Genomic DNA, 17,686 nt, shown 5'->3' on the forward strand with positions numbered 1-17,686 from the left:
GTGTGATCAGCAGGCGTCGTTGCGGACGAGGATGAGTGCGGTGCTCGTCCGGCGCCGGGTGGGCCGCTGTGCGGAGCGGTCGGAGACCAGGCCAGCGATCGCCAGGTTGGTCTCCTCGAAGATTTCACGGCGTCCGGTAAAGCGCCGCAGGGGTGCCCACTGCCGCAGCTCGGCGTTGGTGTGCTCGACACAGATCCGGGCTGAGGACTGGTGCCGCCGCGCCTCGTGCCAGGCCCGCTTGTCACCGTCGCACGCGTCGTTCTTCGGCTTCTTGGGCGGGGCGGTAGCCTGGCGGGGGAACTCCTTGGCCAGCCCCGCGTACCCGGCGTCGACCTGGGACATCACCGAGGGGTGGAGTCGGAGCTGTTCGGCGAAGCCCTTGGTGCGCAGGGCCGTCTGGTCGTGCATCCGGCCGGGCCGGACCACCCCGGACAGCAGCATGCGGCCCTGCCTGTCGCTGAACGTGGTGGTCTTGATCGTGTTCTGTCGGCGCTTGCCCGAGACGAAGGCCCGCCGCCCGGGTCGGCCCGCCCGCGGGCATCTGACCTGGGTCTCGGCGCCGTCGAGCCGAAGCTCGACGTCCTCGGCGTAGGCGAAGACGTCCTCCAGTGTCCGTAGCCGCACTCCAGGCCGGTCGGGCACTGCGAAGCCCCGGGCCGCAAGCAACGGCCGCACCTGCCGAATCGCCGTCGAGACGGTCGAGCGGTCGACGCCGTACAGCTCGGCCAGGACCTCGTGCGGCAGTTGATGGCGCAGGTGCACCAGGGCAAGAAGCAGCCGGTCGCAGAAGACCAGCTTCGGCTTGCGCCCGGCGCCGGCCGCCCTGCGGCGTTCCCCACCTCGGGCTTCGCGAAGTCCGGACTGCCGCGCGGCCTCCCACGGGGCGGCGAGTTCGGCGAACAACTCGCCGAAGTGTGCGCGGGAGACACCAGACAGGGCAGGATGGGAGCAGGCCGCGCGGGCCCAGGTCAGCTTCACAACTCACCTAACCCGCACGGCCCTTGCTACGGCACGACCAAATCAGCCGGAACGTCGCTGCGAGCGGCAACCGCTTCACATGGGCTCAACCAGAGCCGCCCGCCACTCCGGGCGCGGATCAGCCCCAACACTCGTCCAGTACTCCCGGCCACGCACGATCCGTCCCTGCTGGATGGTCCAGAACGAGGCCACGCGGAACACGCCGAACTCATCATGCGGCACCTCGACTTCGGAGACCACCTCGCTGCCGTCAGCCACGATCCGCAGCACCCGAATCGACCAGCCCCCCGGGTATTCGCTGTTCACCGCGACGAAGTTCTTGTTGCCAACGATGCGCTCCGCGCTGACCGGCCACTCGACCACGACGTCCTCTGCGACCAAGTCGGCGACACCTGACCAATCGCGCGCCTGGATCCGATCCCACAATGCCTCAATCACTCCCGAAGGTTCCATGGGGGCACCCTTGCATGAACCACTGACACCCCGGCCCTGGGAGCCCAGAGGCGACCCGGCACATCGCCCCTCAAGCAGCCGCTCTGCCGCTAATAGATCCCAATGTCGTAATCTGCGGACCCGTCCACAGCATGGGGGAGTGGCATGGGCACCGTCCCGGGATTCGATCCCGTCACCGAGCACGAGAAGACCCGCTCCGCGCTGCGTGCCGTGGTCCCGCGACTGGTTCGGCTGGGCGACGTCCCTGATCCGGAAGCGTCCTCCGGTGTTCCGGTGCGGACGGTGGGCGACGTCGGTACGCATCTCGCGGCCGTGCATCTCGCGTACTGCTCCATCGTCTCCGACGGTTCCGTGGAGTGGGACACGGTCCTGCCGTCGGACGACTCGCTGTTCGTCGAGCGGATCGCGGCCATGAACGCCAAGTCCATCGACCTCTTCGGAGGCGACGGGCACGCCTGTCCCGGCGACTTCGTCGCCGAGCGGGGCGAGATGTTCCTGCGGATCACCGAGGGCCTCGCCCCCGGCACACCCGTCATCGCGCCCTGGTACGGGCAGGGGACGACGACCACGTTGGCCACGGTGACCGGTCTGATGCTCAGCGAGAGCCTTGTGCACGGCCTGGACATCGCGCGCGGAGCCGGACTCGCCTGGGAGATCGGACCGGACGAGGCGCGCCTGGTGCTCGGACAGTCGATGCCGGCGATGATGACTCCGGCCCTGGACACGGCGAAGGCGCGGGGCGTCAGCATCGCGTTCGACCTGAGGATCAAGGGCGGTTTGCGGTTGGCGGTCGTCGTCGAGGACGGGACGATGACGGTGACCCGCGACGCCCCGCCGCGCGCGTACGACTGCACGATCACGGCGGCGCCGGTCACGTTCCTGCTGGTCTCCTTCCGGCGCACGCCGATCTGGAAGGCGATCGCCTGCGGCCGGATGCGGGCAGGCGGACGCAGGCCGTGGCTCGCCGTGCGACTCGGCGAACTCGTCGCCGCTCCCTGACAAGCGAGACAGTCCGAAGCAGAAGAGTGCGAAGACCTCCAGCAGGAAGCGAAGGCCCAGGAAGGCGGGGTTGTAGGCCAGGGCCAGGTCCGTCGTCGTACTCACTGTGTTCCCTCTCGCGTCCCCGGTGCGCCCGGCCGGCCATGCGGAAGACCACCGTCAACTCCGAGTTGCCCATCGACGGTCCCGGCCGGCCGGTGCGCCGTCGATGGGCATTTGCGGTCATGAGCCCTGCGTGATCGCGGAGTTGGGATGTCCGGCGACAATCTGGAAGATCCATGTGCGTCCGGTCAAGGGCGAGTCGGCGGTCATGGGCGTCGGTCGGTCATTTCATGGGACGGGCTCTGCGGATGGTACGGCTCGCGGGTGTGGGGCGTAGTCGGCATCACGTCCTTGACGCAGATCCGGCAGAGTCGTTTCCGGGACAGTGGGGGCAGTGGCTCGCTCCGACTGGCACGATGCCCGGGTTCGTGGTTCGCGAGCGTGGCCGGGTGCTCGCCGCTGCGGGATACCGGGCCTGGCCGCGTCGGACGGCTCATATCGGCGTACTGACAGCGCCGGAGGCGCGAGGGCGCGGACTGGCGCGGGTGACAGGCTCCGCGGCGGTCGCGCATGCCCTGGCTGTCGGGCTGCTGCCGCAATGGAGGGCGCGCCCTCCCGCCTCACGGCGGGTTGCGGCCGCGTTGGGCTTCGAGGAGCTGGGCTCCCAACTCAGCATCGAGATCGCTGCTGCCACGGACTTCCGGACGGAATGACCTGGTGTGGTGACCGCGCAGGCTCGCCGGGCCGGGCGATCAGGGCCGTCATGACGAGCGGCCGGCCCCCTGCCGGAGCCGTGCGTGCCATGGACGTCGGCACGGCAGGTGGCGCGTGATCAGCGGCGGGCCGTTGCGATGAGGCGTCTCAGCGAGGAGTGTCCGGGCGGGCCCCAGGTGGGTTTGCCGCCGGGGCGGCCGTGGACGCCTGCCTCTCCGATGAGGATGCAGACGAGCGCTTTGATCACTGCCCAGCCCCGGGCGCGACGCACGGTGGCGGGGTCCGGGGCCGGTCGGTAGGCGGCATGGAAGCGGTCGACGGCGTCGTCCGGCAGCAGCATCCAGGAAGCGGCGAGGTCGCAGGCCGGGTCGCCCGCGAAGAGGTCGCCGAAGTCGATCACACCGCAGAAAGTCCCGTCCTCGGTAAGGACGTTGGCGGGATGCAGGTCGCCGTGGAGCCACAGTGGCGGGCCCGACCAGTCGGGCGCGGCGGCGGCGTCCTCCCAGACCGCGCGGACGGCGTCGGGGTCGGGGATCAGCCCCTGCTCGGTGGCCGAGGTGAGTTGCTGGGTGAACTGTTCGGCGTGGTCGGCCAGCGGTCCTCCGCGGTCACGGCCGGTCGGAGCCTCGTCGGGGGCGGGCCGGTGAAGGGCCGTCAGGAAGGCGGCCAGGGCATCGGCCGATTCCGCGGCGCGGGTGGCCGGGGCGCGGTCGGCGGGCGTGCCCGGCACCCAGGTGGTGACGATCCAGGGCCGCGGAAAGCGCTCGGAGGGTTCGCCGATGCGCTGTGGGACGGGGACCGGAAGGGGAAGGTGCGGGGCGAGGCCGGGCAGCCAGTCGTACTCCTTGCGCAGCAGCTCGTCCGCCGACTGCGTCGCCCAGGGCAACCGGACAGCGAGGTCGTCGCCGAGCCGCCACAGTTGGTTGTCCCAGCCGAGCGCGCCGAGCCGCACTGGGCGATCGGTCAGGTCGGGGTGCTGGTCGTGCAGCAGGTCCAGCACCAGATCCGCGGTGATCTCGATCTCGGAGTGAGTCATACGAGCCACGGTAGTGGGACAGTGGCCGACCGCTTGTGACGCACGGCACTCCGTGCCCCCGAACCTCGATGGAACGGACTCAGGACAGGGCCTGCGTCCTGACCTCGACGAATTCGGTCGTTCGCGCCCGCGCCGACCTGAGTGGACCGGATCGGGTGAGACGCAGGGGCTTGGTTCGTCGAGAAGAACTCGCGGGTCGGGGCCGGAACAAACTGAGTGCCGTTCCGGCCCGAGCCCGAGCCGGGTTACCGCCGCACCGGTCCGGCCCCTCATTCTCTGGCGCCGACGACTCCCAAGCCGTCCATGTAGTCGCGGACTCGCGTGATCAGTCCGTTGCGGACATGGAGAATCAAGAGGCCGGGGACGGCGAACTCGGTGGGCTTGGCCGCCACCGTTCCCACCACGACGTGCTCGGCGATGATCACTTCCGGATCGTCTGTCTCGTAGGTCGCGATCTTCCTGACCTCCAGCATCTGGGCGGGGCTGGCGCCCCAGGCCGCCCGGTATCCGGCGCGCACGGCCTCACGCCCCTCGTAGCGCGGGGGGAAACCGGGGGAGGTGAACGGGAATTCGTGCACCGCGTCCACGGCATAGAGATCGGCGAGATCGTCCGGGGACTTGTCGAGCATGGCCTGGTGATAGCAGGTCAGCACCTCGCGAGGGTGCGAGCGGCAGGTGTATCCAGATGCGACACAGGGGCCATTCCATTCGTTCAACACTTGTTGGCCAACTCACCGTAGGGACGGCCCGAAGTGCGGTCAACGTCCGTGGAGTGAATCGATGCCCACTCAATGCGACCAGGTTCGCCGAGACGGAAGCCCGAACGGCTCGGTCCGCGACCGCCGACAGGACCTTCGCTCCGAAGAGCGCGAGGGCCGCTGCGACGTCCTGTGATTCCGGCTTCAGGAGCACGGACGGGTTGGCGTGGGGTGTCCGGTGCGAGAGGTCGACGGGTGCTTCCAGTGCGACTGCCCCGTCCGAGTCGAGGACCAGCACGAGTCGGAAGTCCACGGTGATCTCGGTGAGTTTCATCCCGCGAAGGGGCAGGGCCCACCGGTCCTCGTGTTCGACGGGAGTCCTTTCAGCGCTCACCACTGCACCTTGGCTGATCGGACAGTCGAGAGCCATGGGATTTTCGGAGCCAGGGCGGCATGGCTAGAAGTACGTTCCGGCTGTGGACAACGAGCAGATCACTATCGAGCTCACTCCGGATGAGGCCATGGTCCCAGCCGGTACAGCCACCCGGCACCCCAGCGCACTCAGCCGCGCGCCTGGGTTCGCTGAGACAGAAGCCCGAACGACTCGGTTCGTCGAGAAGGCGACTCGATTGAGTGAGACGGGACAGGCCCACGTTTCCCTCAGGATTGTCAGGCGATCGGTTCCGATATATCGTTGAAGCATCGCGACAGATCAACGATAGGAAGGGCAGAGCGATGCGTTCACATGGACACGGGCAAGAGTTCGGGCATGGGCATGGTCACTGCGGGCCGGGTCAGGGGCGTGGTGACTTCGAGGGGCGGCGTGCGGCCTTCGGGCAGTTCGGGCCGCCGTTCGGGGGTGGCCCCTTCGGGGGCGGGCGCGGTCGGGGTGGCGGTCGGGGGAGGGCGCGGCGTGGTGACGTACGTGCTTCGATCCTGGCGCTGCTGAAGGGCCGGTCGATGCATGGGTACGAGATGATCCAGGAGATCGGTGAGCGCAGCGGCGGGGCCTGGCGGCCCAGTCCGGGCTCGGTCTACCCGACCCTTCAGCTGCTGGAGGACGAGGGCCTGATCGTCAGCGCGAGCGAGGGCGGCAAGAAGCTGTTCACGCTCACCGACGCCGGCCGCACCGAGGCGGAGTCGGGGCCCGAGGCGCCCTGGGAGGAAGTCGGGCGCGGTGTCGACTGGGAGAGCGCCAATGAGATCCGGCAGGCCGGGTTCGGCCTGATGGAGGCGTTCGGGCAGGTCTGGAAGACCGGCTCGGTCGGCCAGCGGCAGAAGGCCCTCGCGGTCATCAACGACGCCCGTAAGAAGCTGTACCTGATTCTTGCCGACGAGCACTGAGCCTGTGGGTGCGATTGCCCGTGGGCGGGGCGTCAAGGGCCTCGCGGCCGAGCCGCGGGGCCCTTTCCGACGGCCCGGCGGTGTCAGGCGGCGATGAGCCCGCCCAGTTTGCGCAGTGACTCGACGAGCGCGGCCGTCGCCGAGTCCTTGAGCTTTCCGGCCATCAGGGAGACCGCGGCGCCGGTGAACTCCCCGTCGATGCGGACCGTGGTCGCATCCCCGTCGGGGGTCAGCGAGTAGCGCATGGCCAGATTGACGCCCATCGGGCCCTTGCCCTTGGTGGTCAGCAGGCGAGCGGTCTCCAGTTCCGCCACCGTCCAGGTCACCTCGGCCGGGAAGCCCATGAGCTTCATGTTCTCCTCGTAGGTGGCGGCGAGTTCGAGTGTCGCCGGACCGCCCTTGGGGAAGCTGGTGTGGGTGGCGTTCCACTGGCCGTACGCGGTGAAGTCCGTCAGCTGGGCCCACACCTTCTCGGCCGGTGCTTCGATGCGCGCCTCTGCACTGACTTCGGCCATGCGACCACCCCTTCTCGGCGGGTTACGGTGTCGCGGAACGTAGCCGCAGCGGCCAGAACATTCAATACTGATGAACTGTCAGATCTATTTGATCGTTTCCTTCCGCTCCCGCGCGCCAGATCAGAGCGGCGTCGAACCGGTCGAAGGCGCGGGGGTGTGGACCGTCGTCGTGGCAGTGGAACGCGGCCCAGAAGAGGTCGGCGCGCAGTGCGTCGGCCGGGGCGTGGACCCGGTACACGTACTCCCGTCCGTCGAGTGCCGGCAGGGCGACCAACCAGGACACGTCCGCGGGCTCCCTTCCGGCTGTCGCATGGGGTATGGCCTGTGGGACGTCCGGAGGCGACTCCCGGTTGCCCGGGGGGCGCGTGGCAAGGCGGCGCGCGCCCTTTTCTCCGATCGGATCCAGAGATGGCGAGATCTCATCCGCAAGGAGGAGAAATCGTTCGGGTGTGCCCAACTTGCGTGGGATGCCTGGATGGGCCCATCCGGGGATGTATTCGCGCTGCGGAACTGATGGGGTGAGAGATGTGCAGAACCGGACGCCGCGGATCCCTCAGCAGCCCGTAACGAACCGCGCCGAGCTCGACGCCAGACTCACCGTGGAGCTGGCCGCCGTGGTGACGGGCGCCCGCAGGCGTGCGCTGCGCGACGGTGACCGGCAGATCGACACGGCGCATCTGCTGCACTCCCTCATCGAATCGGACCCAGCGGTGCGGGCGGCCTTCGAGGGCGGGCCCCAACTGGCCAGGGTGCTCGGCTACCTCGTCCAGCGCAGTATCGGATACGGGCTTCGCTGGCAGGGTTCGGTCGAGGACTCCGGCACCGTGCCGGTCGTCCCGGCCCCGGGTTCCGTCGTCCCGGCCCCCGGTTCCGTCGTGCGGGACATGGGGATGGAGAGCTGGTCGCCCGCGGCGGCCTCTGCGATGGCCGGCGCGCTCGACCGGGCGGATTCGCGCGGCGACGCACGGGCCGGAGGGCTCGATCTGCTCGCGGCACTGGCCACCGATCACGAGTGCCGGGCCGTGGAGGTGCTGGTACGGGGTGGGGTCGACGCGGACCGGCTCGCCGGCCGGGTCGCGGATGTCGCCGGGCAGGGTGTGCCGGAGGGCGGAGGCTGAGCGTCCGGTCCCGGCGGCCGGCGGGGACGGTCGGTGTGGAGCCGCCCGCCCGACGGTGGGCATGTCAGGGGTGACCGGGGGTGACGCCCCTGACCGCAGCTGTCATGATGGGCCGATGTACGCGTCTCAGGGGAGAAGCGCCAGCCTGGGACTAGCCCTGGCCTCGGCGTTCGCATTCGGTGGTTCAGGGGTGGCGGCCAAGCCGATGATCGAGGCAGGGCTCGATCCGCTCCATGTGGTGTGGCTGCGGGTGGCGGGCGCGGCGCTGGTCATGCTGCCGGTGGCCTGGCGCCACCGGGATCTGGTGCGCAGCCGGCCGGTTCTGCTGCTCGGCTTCGGGCTGCTCGCCGTCGCGGGTGTGCAGGCCTTCTACTTCGCCGCGATCTCCAGGATCCCCGTCGGGGTCGCGCTTCTCGTCGAGTACCTGGCGCCCGCGCTCGTGCTCGGGTGGGTCCGGTTCGTCCAGCGCAGGCCGGTCACCCGGCGGGCCGCGGTCGGCGTGGTGCTCGCCGTCGGCGGACTGGCGTGCGTCGTCGAGGTCTGGTCGGGGCTGAGCTTCGACGTGGTCGGACTGCTGCTGGCGCTCGGTGCCGCCTGCTGTCAGGTCGGCTACTTCGTTCTGTCGGACCAGGGGAGTGCGGACGGCGCGGACGGTGTCGAACCGCCGCATCCGGTCGGGGTCATCGCCTACGGGCTGCTGATCGGCGCGGCCGTTCTCACCGTGGTCGCACAGCCCTGGGGGATGGACTGGTCGGTCCTGAGCGGCACGGCCGGCATGGACGGCACGGATGTTCCGGCCTGGCTGCTGCTCGTCTGGATCGTGCTGCTGGCGACCGTGATCGCGTACGTCACCGGGGTGATCTCGGTGCGGCTGCTCTCTCCCGCGGTGGCGGGTGTGGTCGCCTGTCTCGAGGCGGTCATCGCCACAGTGCTCGCCTGGGTGATGCTCGGCGAGCACCTTTCGGCGCCCCAGCTCGTCGGCGGCGCCATGGTCCTGATCGGTGCCTTCATCGCCCAGTCGTCGATGCCGCGGACGCCCTCGGGTCCCGTCGTGTCCGGACCGGGTGCGGGGATTGCCGAGGGACCGGACAGCGGCCGGGCCGCTGCCGAGGGGGAGCTGTCCGCCGGTCGTGCCGCCACGTGATGCGGCGATCCCACAGGTGAGATGCGCTGATCGGTAGCTGCCGGCGCCCGCCTCCGGCCCGTTTCGGACGGGATGCTTGTCGGCCGGTGCAATGTTCTGCCGCGACGCGGGCGGGCCCGTCGGCCGGTGGCGGGCCCGTCGGCTGGTGCGCGTCAGAGTTCGGTGATGTAGTCCGGCACGCCGATCGTGGGGTCGAGGTCGTCCGAGGGCAGCGGCGTCGCGTAGCCGCGGGCGAGTGGGACGACACCTGCCCAGTGGGGGAGCGCGAGGTCGCGGGGCTCGTCGTTGGGGCCACCCGTGCGGATCTTGGCGGACACCTCCCGCAGGTCCAGCCGGATCACCGCGGTCGCGGCCAGCTCCTTCTCGTCGGCGGGCCGGGAATCGGCGGACCGGCCGGGCACCACATGGTCGACGATGGCGTCTAGGGCGGTCCGCCGCTCCTGGGGATCGGTGACCGTGTGCGCGACGCCGTGGACCACCACGGAGCGGTAGTTGACCGAGTGGTGGAAGGCGGAGCGGGCGAGCACCAGCCCGTCGACATGCGTCACCGTGAGGCACACGGGCAGACCGGGATCGGTCCGGCCCGCCTCGCGCAGCGGACGGGAGCCCGTCGAGCCGTGTACGTAGAGCCGGTCGCCGATCCGGCCGAAGAGTGTCGGCAGGACGACGGGTGCGCCGTCACGGACGAAGCCGAGGTGGCAGAGGTATGCCTCGTCGAGTATCGAGTGGACCACCTCCCGGTCGTATGCCGCCCGTTCGCGGGAACGGGTCGGGATGGTGCGCTCGGTCGGCTCGTATCCGGCTGCTGCGGCGTCCGAGGCCGTGGTCTGCGGCGATGCGGTGTCCGACATTGCGTACTCCATTGCACTAGTGCATAATCTTGTTTGTGCTAGGAGAGTATCGGATTGTTGGGCGGCGCGCATCGGAGATTGCCGCCAGTGTGGAGCGCGGGGTCGGTTCCGGTGAGCTCGAACCCGGTCAAGTGCTGCCTCCTATGAGGGAGTTGGCGGATCATCTGGGGGTGAACCCGAATACGGTGGCGGCCGCGTACCGGACGCTCCGCGAGCGCGGGGTGATCGAGACTGCGGGGCGCCGGGGCAGCAGGGTGCGGCCGCGCCCCGCGAGTACGGCGCGGGGTTCGCTCCGGGTCGAGGCGCCGGAGGGCGTGCGGGATCTGGGCGCGGGCAACCCCGATCCGGTGCTGCTGCCCGCGCTGGGGGATGCCTTCGCGGCGGTCGCGCAGGAGTACGCGCGGCAGCCCGGGATGTACGGGCAGGCGCCGGTGGACCCGGAGTTCGCCGCGCTCGCCCGTGCCGCGCTCGACGCGGACGGGGTGCCGGCCGGGCCCGTGGTCGCGACCTCCGGATCGCTGGATGCGATCGAGCGCGTTCTCGTCGCGCACCTCAGGGCCGGCGACGCGGTGGCCGTCGAGGACCCCGGCTGGGGCAGCATGCTGGATCTCGTACCGGCGCTGGGGCTGCGTCCTGTGCCGGTCGCGGTCGACGACGAGGGCCCGGTGCCCGACGCCGTCGAGAACGCGCTGAAGGCCGGTGCCCGCGCGCTCGTGGTCACCGGCCGCGCGCAGAATCCGACCGGCGCGGCCGTCACCGCCGGACGCGCCTTCGAGCTGCGCGGAGTCCTCGCCGGCCACCGCGGTGTCCTCCTGATCGAGGACGATCACGGGCACGGCATCGTCGATCTGCCGCTCCATACCCTGGCGGGCGCCACGGACCGCTGGGCCTTCGTGCGGTCCGTCGCCAAGGCGTACGGACCGGATCTGCGGGTCGCCGTACTGACCGGCGACCCGGTCACGGCCGACCGGGTGGCGGGGCGCCAGCGGCTGGGCCCCGGCTGGGTCAGCAGGCTGCTGCAACGGGCCGTGGTGCACCTGTGGATCTCCGGCGCCGTCGATCCGGGGGAGGTGGCGAGGGCGTACGCGAAACGGCGGGACGGTCTCGTGCGGGCGCTGGCGGAGCGGGGCGTGGCGGCCCACGGACGCAGCGGGATGAATGTGTGGGTGCCGGTCGGCGACGAGACCGGTGCCGTGGCAAGGCTGCTGCACGCCGGCTGGGCCGTGGCGCCCGGGGCGCGGTTCCGGCTGGCCGCGCCCCAGGGGATCCGGCTCACCGTCTCGTCGCTGGCGGAGGACGAGATCGGATCACTGGCGGATGCGGTGGCGGCAGCGGCGGGGCCGGTGAAGCCGCTGACCTACGGGTGATCCCCGGCCCCGGTCGCGGCCTTTGTCCTGGCCCCGGTCCCGGCCCCGGTCGCGGCCTTCTCCATGGCCCCGGTCTCGGTCCCGGTCGCGGCCTTCTCCCTGGCCCCGGTCCCGGCGTTCTCCCCGGCTCCGGTCTCCACCCCGGTCGCGGCTCCGGCATTGTGTGACCGGCCGGCGGACGGCCGGCCGCTCCGGGCCCGGCTCTGGGTGAGGGCGGCGCCCGCCAGGACCACGAGGGCGCCCACCGGTGTGTTCCAGCTCAGCTGCTCGCCGAGCACGATCACCCCGGCGGCGGTGGCGATGACCGGGATGAAGTAGGTGACCATCTGCGCGGTCGTCGGCCCGACCTCCGCCACCAGGCCGTACTGCAACAGGACCGCGAGGCCGGTGCCGAGCGCCCCGAGGGCGACCACGGCCAGGGTCGGGAGCAGCGGGAATCCGTCGGGGGCCGAGGTGAACAGCGGGGTCACCAGGGCGATCTGCGCCGTACCCAGGAAGAGCTGGCTGCCGGTGAGCGCCAGCGTCGACGAGCCGCTGCCCGCCAGGGTCCTGCGGACGTAGATCCAGCCGATCGGATAGCTGAGGGAGGCGAGCAGGGCCATCGCGGTCCCGGTGAAGTCCAAGCCGGAGAAGCCCTGCCAGGCACCCAGTACGGTCAGCACGCCGAGGAAGCCGAGCCCGAGTCCCGCGACCCGGCGGCGGGTCGGCCGGTCCTCGGAGAGCGCGACGAGCGACAGAGCCATGCCCCACAGGGGCGATGTCGCGTTGCAGATGCCTGCCAGGGTCGACGGAATAGTCAGCTCGGCATAGGCGAAGAGCGAGAACGGAAGCGCGTTCAGGAAGAACGCGGCGACGGCCAGGTGCCCCCATGTGCGGGCACCCCGGGGCAGCCGCTCACGCCGGACCGCCATCGCGACGGCCAGCACCGCGGTGCCGGACAGCAGACGGCCCAGGGTGACCTGGAACGGGGCGTATCCCTCGGTACCTACCTTGATCAGCAGAAAGCTGAAGCCCCAGATGAGCGAGAGCGCGCCGAAGCGGAGCCGCCAGTCCAGCGCCGGACGGGCGGCAGGCGCCGGGGCCGGGCTCGGGGGCGTGGCCCCGGCCGGTGCGGTCGCCCCCGCCGTCCCGCCCGTCCCTGCCGTCTCGCCGGCCGTGCTCGTCCAGCTCGTCGTACTCGTGGGCGTGGGCGTGGGCGGGGTGTCGGACTCGGTGGGAGGCGTGGTTCCGGGTGCGGCGGTGGCGCTCATGGAGTCAACGATGGCGGCCCCGACCCCGTAGGACAAGCGAGACTTTGTACGAGGGTCTGCGTAGCATTGCTTACATGTTGAATCTGGAGCGCTTGCGTACCCTGGACGCACTGGCCCGGCACGGTTCCGTGGGCGGCGCCGCCGAGGGGCTGCACGTGACCACGTCGGCGGTCTCCCAGCAGATGGCGAAGCTGGAGCGCGAAGTGGGGCAGCAGCTGCTGGCCAGGAACGGTCGCGGGGTCCGGCTCACCGACGCCGGCCGGCTGCTCGCCGACCACGCGGCCCGGATCCTGTCCCAGGTCGAGCTGGCCCAGTCCGACATCGAGGCACAGCGCGGTGCGGTGGTGGGCGAGATCCGGCTCTCCGCCTTTCCGACCGCGGCGCGCGGCCTCTTCCCCGCGGCGCTCCGCGCGCTGCGCGGGGACCACCCCGAGCTGCGCGTGCGTACCTGGGAACTGGAGCCCGAGGACGGAATCCGTGCGGTGATCAGAGGTGACACCGACCTCGCGGTGGTGCTGGACTGGAGCAACAAGCGGCTGCCCGTGCCCGCCGGCCTGGCCAAGGCCGAACTCCTGGACGACGCGCCGGATATCGCGATGCCGGCCGGCCACCGGCTCGCCGACCGGGACGAGGTGGACCTGGAGGACTTCGCCGACGACGACTGGGTGTCCTGGCCCGAGGGCGAATTCTGTTACGACTGGCTGATGTTCACCCTCCGCTCCAAGGGCATCGAACCGCGCATCGCGCACCTGGCGGGCGAGCACCACACCCAACTCGCCCTGATCGCCGCCGGGATGGGCGTCTGTGTGGCGCCGAGGCTGGGCCGCGGACCGGTACCCGACGGGGTGCGGCTCGTGCCCGTACGGCAGAAGATGCGACGTCACGTCCACGCCGTCTGGCGTACCGACGCGGACCGGCGTCCGTCGATCAGGGCCGCGGTGGCCGCCCTGCGCGCGGCGGGCCGGGAGCTGGACGCGCCGTGAGCCGGGGGCACCGGCGCGGCGTGCGGGGGTTTCCCCCAGCACCGGGGTCCACCGATCGGTGGACGGCAGGTTCAACCTGACACCTCTGTCCGTCAACTGCCCTGTTCAGCAAGGCTTTCGGGCATGAATTCATTCACTGTGCGCATGGCGCGCCGAAGCGCGCGGCACCCCTGGCGGGCGGTCGTCGGCTGGCTGGTGTTCGTGGCGCTCTGCCTGGTCGTCGGCGGAGCCGTCGGCACCAACAACGCGAAGACGGCCGACTACCGTGTCGGCGAGGCGGGCCGGGCCGAGGCCATGGCGGCCGAGGGACACCTGGAGCGCCGTTCCACCGAGCAGGTGCTGATCTCCACCCGGTCGGGCGCCCCCGACACCCGGGCCACCGAGGCGGCCGCGCGTGATCTCACGGCCCGGATGAAGAAGCTGCCGGAGGTCGCGGACGTGGCCGCGCCACTCTGGTCCGGCGACGGCCGGATCCTCATGGTCGAGGTGGCGCTGAAGGGCGAGGAGCGGGACGCGAAGGACAAGGTCGACGCGGTCGCGGCACAGACCTCGGCCGTTCAGGAGTCCCGCCCCGGGCTGCTGCTGGAGGAGACGGGAAGCCCTTCCATCAGCAAGGGGGTCGACCGGCAGCGCGGAGACGACCTGGCCCTGTCCGAGAAGATCACCCTTCCCGTCACCCTGGTCACCTTGCTGGTCGTCTTCGGATCGGTCGTCATGGCTGCGGTGCCGCTGCTGCTCGCACTCTCGTCGATCGCGGCGGCCATCGGACTGTCGATGGTGGTCTCGCACCTCTCTCCCGACGCCGGGGTCGGCACGAACGTCATCCTGATGATCGGTCTTGCCGTCGGGGTCGACTACACGCTCTTCTACCTCAAACGGGAGCGCGAGGAACGGGCCCGCAGCGGTGGCCGGCTGAGCACCGAGGCGCTGGTGGAACTGGCCGCGGCCACGTCGGGCCGGGCGGTCGTGGTGTCGGGGCTGGCGGTCGTCATCTCCACCGCGACGCTGTATCTGGCCTCCGACGTGATCTTCTCCTCGCTCGCCACCGGCACCATCGTGGTCACGCTGGTTGCCGTGGCCAGTTCCCTGACGGCGCTGCCCGCGCTGCTGACCGTGCTCGGGAAGCGGGCGGAACGACGGGCACGGCGCCGGGCGGAGCACGGGAAGCCCGCCCCGCGCCCCCGCCGCGAGGGTGCGGGCCGGATCTGGACGGCACTGCTGCGGCCCGCCGCCCGGCACCCCCTCGCCACGCTCTGCGTCCCGGTCCTCGCCCTGCTCGCGCTCGCCCTGCCACTGGCCGGACTGAACATCACGGAGATGAGCCGGGACACCCACTCCCGCGAGATTCCCGCGATGCGGGTGTACGACCGTCTCAACGAGGCGTTCCCCGGGCAGCGGGTGACGCACGATGTCGTCGTGCGCGCCGACGCCTCGCGCAGCCGGGAGGTCACCGGCGCGCTGCGTGAACTGGCGCGGCTCGCGGACAAGGACCCGCTGTTCGCCGGTGGTCCGCGCGTCGAAGCCTCGGCCGATCACCGGATCGGCGTGCTGCGGCTGAAGGTGCCGCACCTCGGCGATTCGGCCCCTGCCCGCGACTCCCTCGACCACCTGCGCGACGAGTACCTGCCCGCCACCGTCGGACGGGTCCCGGGCGCGGAGTACGGCGTCAGCGGGGACGTCGCCCGGTACGCCGACTACCCGGCCCATCAGAACGGCAGGATCCCGCTCGTCCTCGGGGCGCTGCTGCTGGTGACCTTCGCGATGACCGTGTACGCCTTCCGTTCCGTGGTGCTCGGCCTGATCGGGGTGGTACTCAACCTGCTCTCCGCCGCGGCCGCGCTCGGACTGCTCGTCCTCGTCTTCCAGGGCACCTGGGCCGAGGGACTGCTGGGCTTCGACTCCACCGGCTCGATCGGCTCCCGCGTCCCGCTCTTTCTCTTCGTGATCCTCTTCGGACTCTCCATGGACTACCAGGTGTTCGTGGTGAGCCGGATCCGGGAGGCCGTGCTCGCCGGTGTCCCCACGCGGCAGGCGGTCCTGGACGGGATCCGTACGTCGGCGAGCGTGGTCACCAGCGCCGCGGTCGTGATGACGACCGTCTTCGTGAGCTTCGTCCTGCTGCACATCATCGAGATGAAGCAGATCGGTTTCGTGCTCGCGGCGGCCGTGCTGCTCGACGCCTTCGTCGTCCGCATCATGATCCTGCCGGCGGCACTGCTCCTGCTGGGCGAGGCGACCTGGTGGCCGTCGCGCCCCGCCCCGGCCGAATCGGACCGGACCGTCCGCGACGAGTCACTGGCCGAAGTACGTTGATCGGCATGACCGTTCTCGCCGGGCCCTCGGCCGACGCCCTGTGGACCACATCGCTGCGCCGCTGGAACGCCGTGTGCTGGGTGCTGTTCGTCGCGATGGCCGCCGGGCTCGCCGCCATGGACGGGTCCGTCCGGGACCGGTACGCGGCGCTCGCGCTGCTCGGCTGCGTGGTGCTCTGCTACACGCTGCTCGACCGTTTCCCCGGCAATCCCGTCGTCCGCCCGCACGGCTACCTCTCCGTGCTGGTGCTCGCGCTCGGCGGGCTCGCCCATCTGGGCGGCAGTTACGCGGCGCTGTTCATGGTGACGCTGCCGCACTACTGGATGTTCGGACGGACCCCCAGGACCTCGATGGGGTTCCTGGGGCTGGCGACGGCGGCGACGCTGACGGGGAGCTGGTTCCGGGAGGGCTCGTCGCTGCAGTTCTTCGGCGAGACCATGGTGTCCACCCTGATCGTCGTCGCCGTGGGGGTCCTGATCGGACTGTGGGCGCACTCGGTGGTCGCGCAGAGCGCCGAACGCGCCCGGCTGATCGTCGAGTTGGAACGGACCCAGGCGGAGCTGTCCGAGGCGCACCAGCGCCAGGGCGCGGCCGACGAACGGGAACGGATGGCGCGGGACATCCACGACACCCTCGCGCAGGGCCTCGCGTCGATCGTCGTACTGGCGGAGGCGGCGCGGGCGGGACTCGACGCGGAGCCGGTCCGGAGCGCCCAGCAGCTCCGCTCGATCGAGTCGACGGCCCGGGAGAACCTCGCCGAGGCCCGGGAACTGGTCGGCTCGGCCCAGCAGCGGGGCGTGGCTGCGGCCGGGTCGGTGGCGCAGACCCTGCGCCGCATCCTGGACCGTTTCGCGGAGGACACGGGACTCACGGTGGCCGGCGATCTGGCGGACGTGGAGTGCGACCAGCAGACCCGGATCGCGCTGCTGCGCTGTACGCAGGAGTCCCTGGCCAACGTGCGCAAACACGCGTGCGCCTCCACGGTCGGCGTGCTGCTGACCCGCGGGCCGCATGGGGCGGAGCTGGAGGTCACCGACGACGGCGTCGGATTCGTGCCGGAGGAGTCGAAGGGATTCGGGCTCGACGGGATGCGCAAACGACTGGCGGAACTGGGCGGCCGGTTCACGGTCACCAGCTCGGTCGGCGACGGCACCAGGGTCCTGGGGGTGATCCCTCTGGAGCCGGTGCCCGGGGACGGCGATCCGGGGAACGATGCGGAAGGAGAGGGGACGCGATGACCGGCGGACGAATCAGGGTGGTCGTGGTGGACGACCACACCGTCATGCGGGCGGGTGTCGTCGCCCTGCTCGCCGGTGAGGACGGCATCGAGATCGTCGGGGAGGCGGGGGACGGCAGGGCGGCCCTCGACCTGGTGGCACGGCACGACCCCGACGTGGCCCTGGTCGACCTGCGGATGCCGGTGCTGGACGGGGTAGGGGCGACCAGCGGGATCGTCGCCCGGTACCCGCGCACCCGGGTGCTGATCCTGACGACGTACGACACCGATCAGGACATCGAGCGCGGGGTCGAGGCGGGCGCCATCGGCTACCTCCTGAAGGACGCCACCCGCGAACAGCTCGCCGACGCGATCCGCTCCGCGGCGCGTGGCGAGACCGTCCTCGCGCCCCGGGTGGCCGAGAAGCTGTTCGCGCGGATGCGGCGCCCGGCCCAGGAGCCGCTCACCGCCCGCGAGACCGATGTGCTCGACGCGGTGGCCGACGGCCTGACCAACGCCGAGATCGGCAGACGCCTCGTCATCGCGGAGGCCACGGTCAAGACCCATCTCCTGCGCCTGTTCGCCAAGCTCGACGTGAGCGACCGGACGCGGGCGGTGGTGGTGGCCATGGAACGGGGGCTGCTGAGGCGTCCCTGAAGATGCCG

The 17,686-nt window shown here is 71.0% G+C and carries 19 protein-coding genes; 10 read left to right on the forward strand and 9 right to left on the reverse strand.

Translation table 11 applies throughout. From position 1 onward, the window contains the following. Positions 1–6: 6 nt before the first annotated feature. Together OHA19_RS33655 and OHA19_RS33660 are read right to left on the reverse strand one after the other, a co-directional pair. On the reverse strand, positions 7–978 hold the full coding sequence (locus OHA19_RS33655) for a transposase family protein (protein WP_405752605.1): 972 nt from the start codon (positions 976–978) through the stop codon (positions 7–9). Between the two features lie 75 nt (positions 979–1,053). Continuing rightward, complete coding sequence (locus OHA19_RS33660) at positions 1,054–1,431, reverse strand: nuclear transport factor 2 family protein (RefSeq protein WP_189280303.1); 378 nt, start codon at positions 1,429–1,431, stop codon at positions 1,054–1,056. A gap of 144 nt (positions 1,432–1,575) precedes the next feature. Here OHA19_RS33660 and OHA19_RS33665 point away from each other — a divergent pair, with 144 nt between their 5' ends. Together OHA19_RS33665 and OHA19_RS33670 are read left to right on the forward strand one after the other, a co-directional pair. After that, the gene (locus OHA19_RS33665; protein ID WP_405752608.1) at positions 1,576–2,430 is read left to right on the forward strand and encodes a hypothetical protein; all 855 of its coding nucleotides are present in this window, start codon (positions 1,576–1,578) and stop codon (positions 2,428–2,430) included. Between the two features lie 350 nt (positions 2,431–2,780). Then, complete coding sequence (locus OHA19_RS33670) at positions 2,781–3,185, forward strand: GNAT family N-acetyltransferase (protein WP_405753341.1); 405 nt, start codon at positions 2,781–2,783, stop codon at positions 3,183–3,185. Positions 3,186–3,304: 119 nt separating this feature from the next. On the opposite strand, the gene OHA19_RS33675 is transcribed toward OHA19_RS33670, so the two are convergent. The 3 genes from OHA19_RS33675 to OHA19_RS33685 form a co-directional block, all read right to left on the reverse strand. Next, positions 3,305–4,222 (reverse strand): aminoglycoside phosphotransferase family protein, encoded by a 918-nt coding sequence (locus OHA19_RS33675; RefSeq protein ID WP_405710425.1) that lies wholly within the window; start codon positions 4,220–4,222, stop codon positions 3,305–3,307. 269 nt (positions 4,223–4,491) lie between these two features. After that, on the reverse strand, positions 4,492–4,851 hold the full coding sequence (locus OHA19_RS33680; protein WP_405710422.1) for a nuclear transport factor 2 family protein: 360 nt from the start codon (positions 4,849–4,851) through the stop codon (positions 4,492–4,494). Further along, the gene (locus OHA19_RS33685) at positions 4,745–5,350 is read right to left on the reverse strand and encodes a DUF6188 family protein (RefSeq protein ID WP_405710419.1); all 606 of its coding nucleotides are present in this window, start codon (positions 5,348–5,350) and stop codon (positions 4,745–4,747) included. Before OHA19_RS33685 ends, OHA19_RS33680 begins: the two co-directional genes overlap by 107 nt. A gap of 305 nt (positions 5,351–5,655) precedes the next feature. Between OHA19_RS33685 and OHA19_RS33690 the strand changes: the two genes are divergently transcribed. Continuing rightward, on the forward strand, positions 5,656–6,264 hold the full coding sequence (locus OHA19_RS33690) for a PadR family transcriptional regulator (RefSeq protein ID WP_405752610.1): 609 nt from the start codon (positions 5,656–5,658) through the stop codon (positions 6,262–6,264). A gap of 83 nt (positions 6,265–6,347) precedes the next feature. Here OHA19_RS33690 and OHA19_RS33695 read toward each other — a convergent pair whose 3' ends face one another. Together OHA19_RS33695 and OHA19_RS33700 are read right to left on the reverse strand one after the other, a co-directional pair. Further along, entirely contained in the window at positions 6,348–6,779 is a 432-nt protein-coding gene (locus OHA19_RS33695; RefSeq protein WP_405710413.1) for an SRPBCC family protein, read from the reverse strand. Between the two features lie 61 nt (positions 6,780–6,840). Then, the gene (locus OHA19_RS33700) at positions 6,841–7,062 is read right to left on the reverse strand and encodes a hypothetical protein (RefSeq protein ID WP_405752613.1); all 222 of its coding nucleotides are present in this window, start codon (positions 7,060–7,062) and stop codon (positions 6,841–6,843) included. Between the two features lie 244 nt (positions 7,063–7,306). Between OHA19_RS33700 and OHA19_RS33705 the strand changes: the two genes are divergently transcribed. Together OHA19_RS33705 and OHA19_RS33710 are read left to right on the forward strand one after the other, a co-directional pair. Beyond that, positions 7,307–7,897 carry a Clp protease N-terminal domain-containing protein gene (locus tag OHA19_RS33705; protein WP_405710408.1) on the forward strand — a complete coding sequence of 197 codons (591 nt, stop codon included), beginning with the start codon at positions 7,307–7,309 and terminating at the stop codon, positions 7,895–7,897. Between the two features lie 115 nt (positions 7,898–8,012). Continuing rightward, positions 8,013–9,041 carry an EamA family transporter gene (locus OHA19_RS33710; RefSeq protein WP_405752616.1) on the forward strand — a complete coding sequence of 343 codons (1,029 nt, stop codon included), beginning with the start codon at positions 8,013–8,015 and terminating at the stop codon, positions 9,039–9,041. A gap of 152 nt (positions 9,042–9,193) precedes the next feature. Here the strand turns inward: OHA19_RS33710 and OHA19_RS33715 are convergent, their stop codons facing one another. After that, the gene (locus OHA19_RS33715) at positions 9,194–9,892 is read right to left on the reverse strand and encodes a pyridoxamine 5'-phosphate oxidase family protein (protein ID WP_405710403.1); all 699 of its coding nucleotides are present in this window, start codon (positions 9,890–9,892) and stop codon (positions 9,194–9,196) included. A gap of 35 nt (positions 9,893–9,927) precedes the next feature. Between OHA19_RS33715 and OHA19_RS33720 the strand changes: the two genes are divergently transcribed. Beyond that, positions 9,928–11,259: an aminotransferase class I/II-fold pyridoxal phosphate-dependent enzyme gene (locus OHA19_RS33720; protein ID WP_405710400.1), complete on the forward strand. Its 1,332-nt coding sequence runs from the start codon at positions 9,928–9,930 to the stop codon at positions 11,257–11,259. Here OHA19_RS33720 and OHA19_RS33725 read toward each other — a convergent pair. Then, a complete protein-coding gene (locus OHA19_RS33725; RefSeq protein ID WP_405752618.1) occupies positions 11,250–12,509 on the reverse strand; it encodes a DMT family transporter in 1,260 nt (419 codons plus the stop codon). The genes OHA19_RS33720 and OHA19_RS33725 overlap by 10 nt on opposite strands. Positions 12,510–12,583: 74 nt before the next feature. Here OHA19_RS33725 and OHA19_RS33730 point away from each other — a divergent pair, with 74 nt between their 5' ends. The 4 genes from OHA19_RS33730 to OHA19_RS33745 all read left to right on the forward strand — a co-directional run bounded on the left by OHA19_RS33730 (position 12,584) and on the right by OHA19_RS33745 (position 17,678). Further along, on the forward strand, positions 12,584–13,492 hold the full coding sequence (locus OHA19_RS33730; protein ID WP_405710394.1) for a LysR family transcriptional regulator: 909 nt from the start codon (positions 12,584–12,586) through the stop codon (positions 13,490–13,492). 123 nt (positions 13,493–13,615) lie between these two features. Further along, a complete protein-coding gene (locus OHA19_RS33735; RefSeq protein ID WP_405752621.1) occupies positions 13,616–15,805 on the forward strand; it encodes an MMPL family transporter in 2,190 nt (729 codons plus the stop codon). Positions 15,806–15,810: 5 nt separating this feature from the next. Next, positions 15,811–17,043 (forward strand): sensor histidine kinase, encoded by a 1,233-nt coding sequence (locus tag OHA19_RS33740; protein ID WP_405710388.1) that lies wholly within the window; start codon positions 15,811–15,813, stop codon positions 17,041–17,043. Then, positions 17,040–17,678 (forward strand): response regulator, encoded by a 639-nt coding sequence (locus tag OHA19_RS33745; protein ID WP_405710385.1) that lies wholly within the window; start codon positions 17,040–17,042, stop codon positions 17,676–17,678. Before OHA19_RS33740 ends, OHA19_RS33745 begins: the two co-directional genes overlap by 4 nt. Positions 17,679–17,686 lie beyond the last annotated feature (8 nt).

The organism is Streptomyces sp. NBC_00012, assembly GCF_045040875.1.
Classification (GTDB): Bacteria; Actinomycetota; Actinomycetes; order Streptomycetales; family Streptomycetaceae; genus Streptomyces.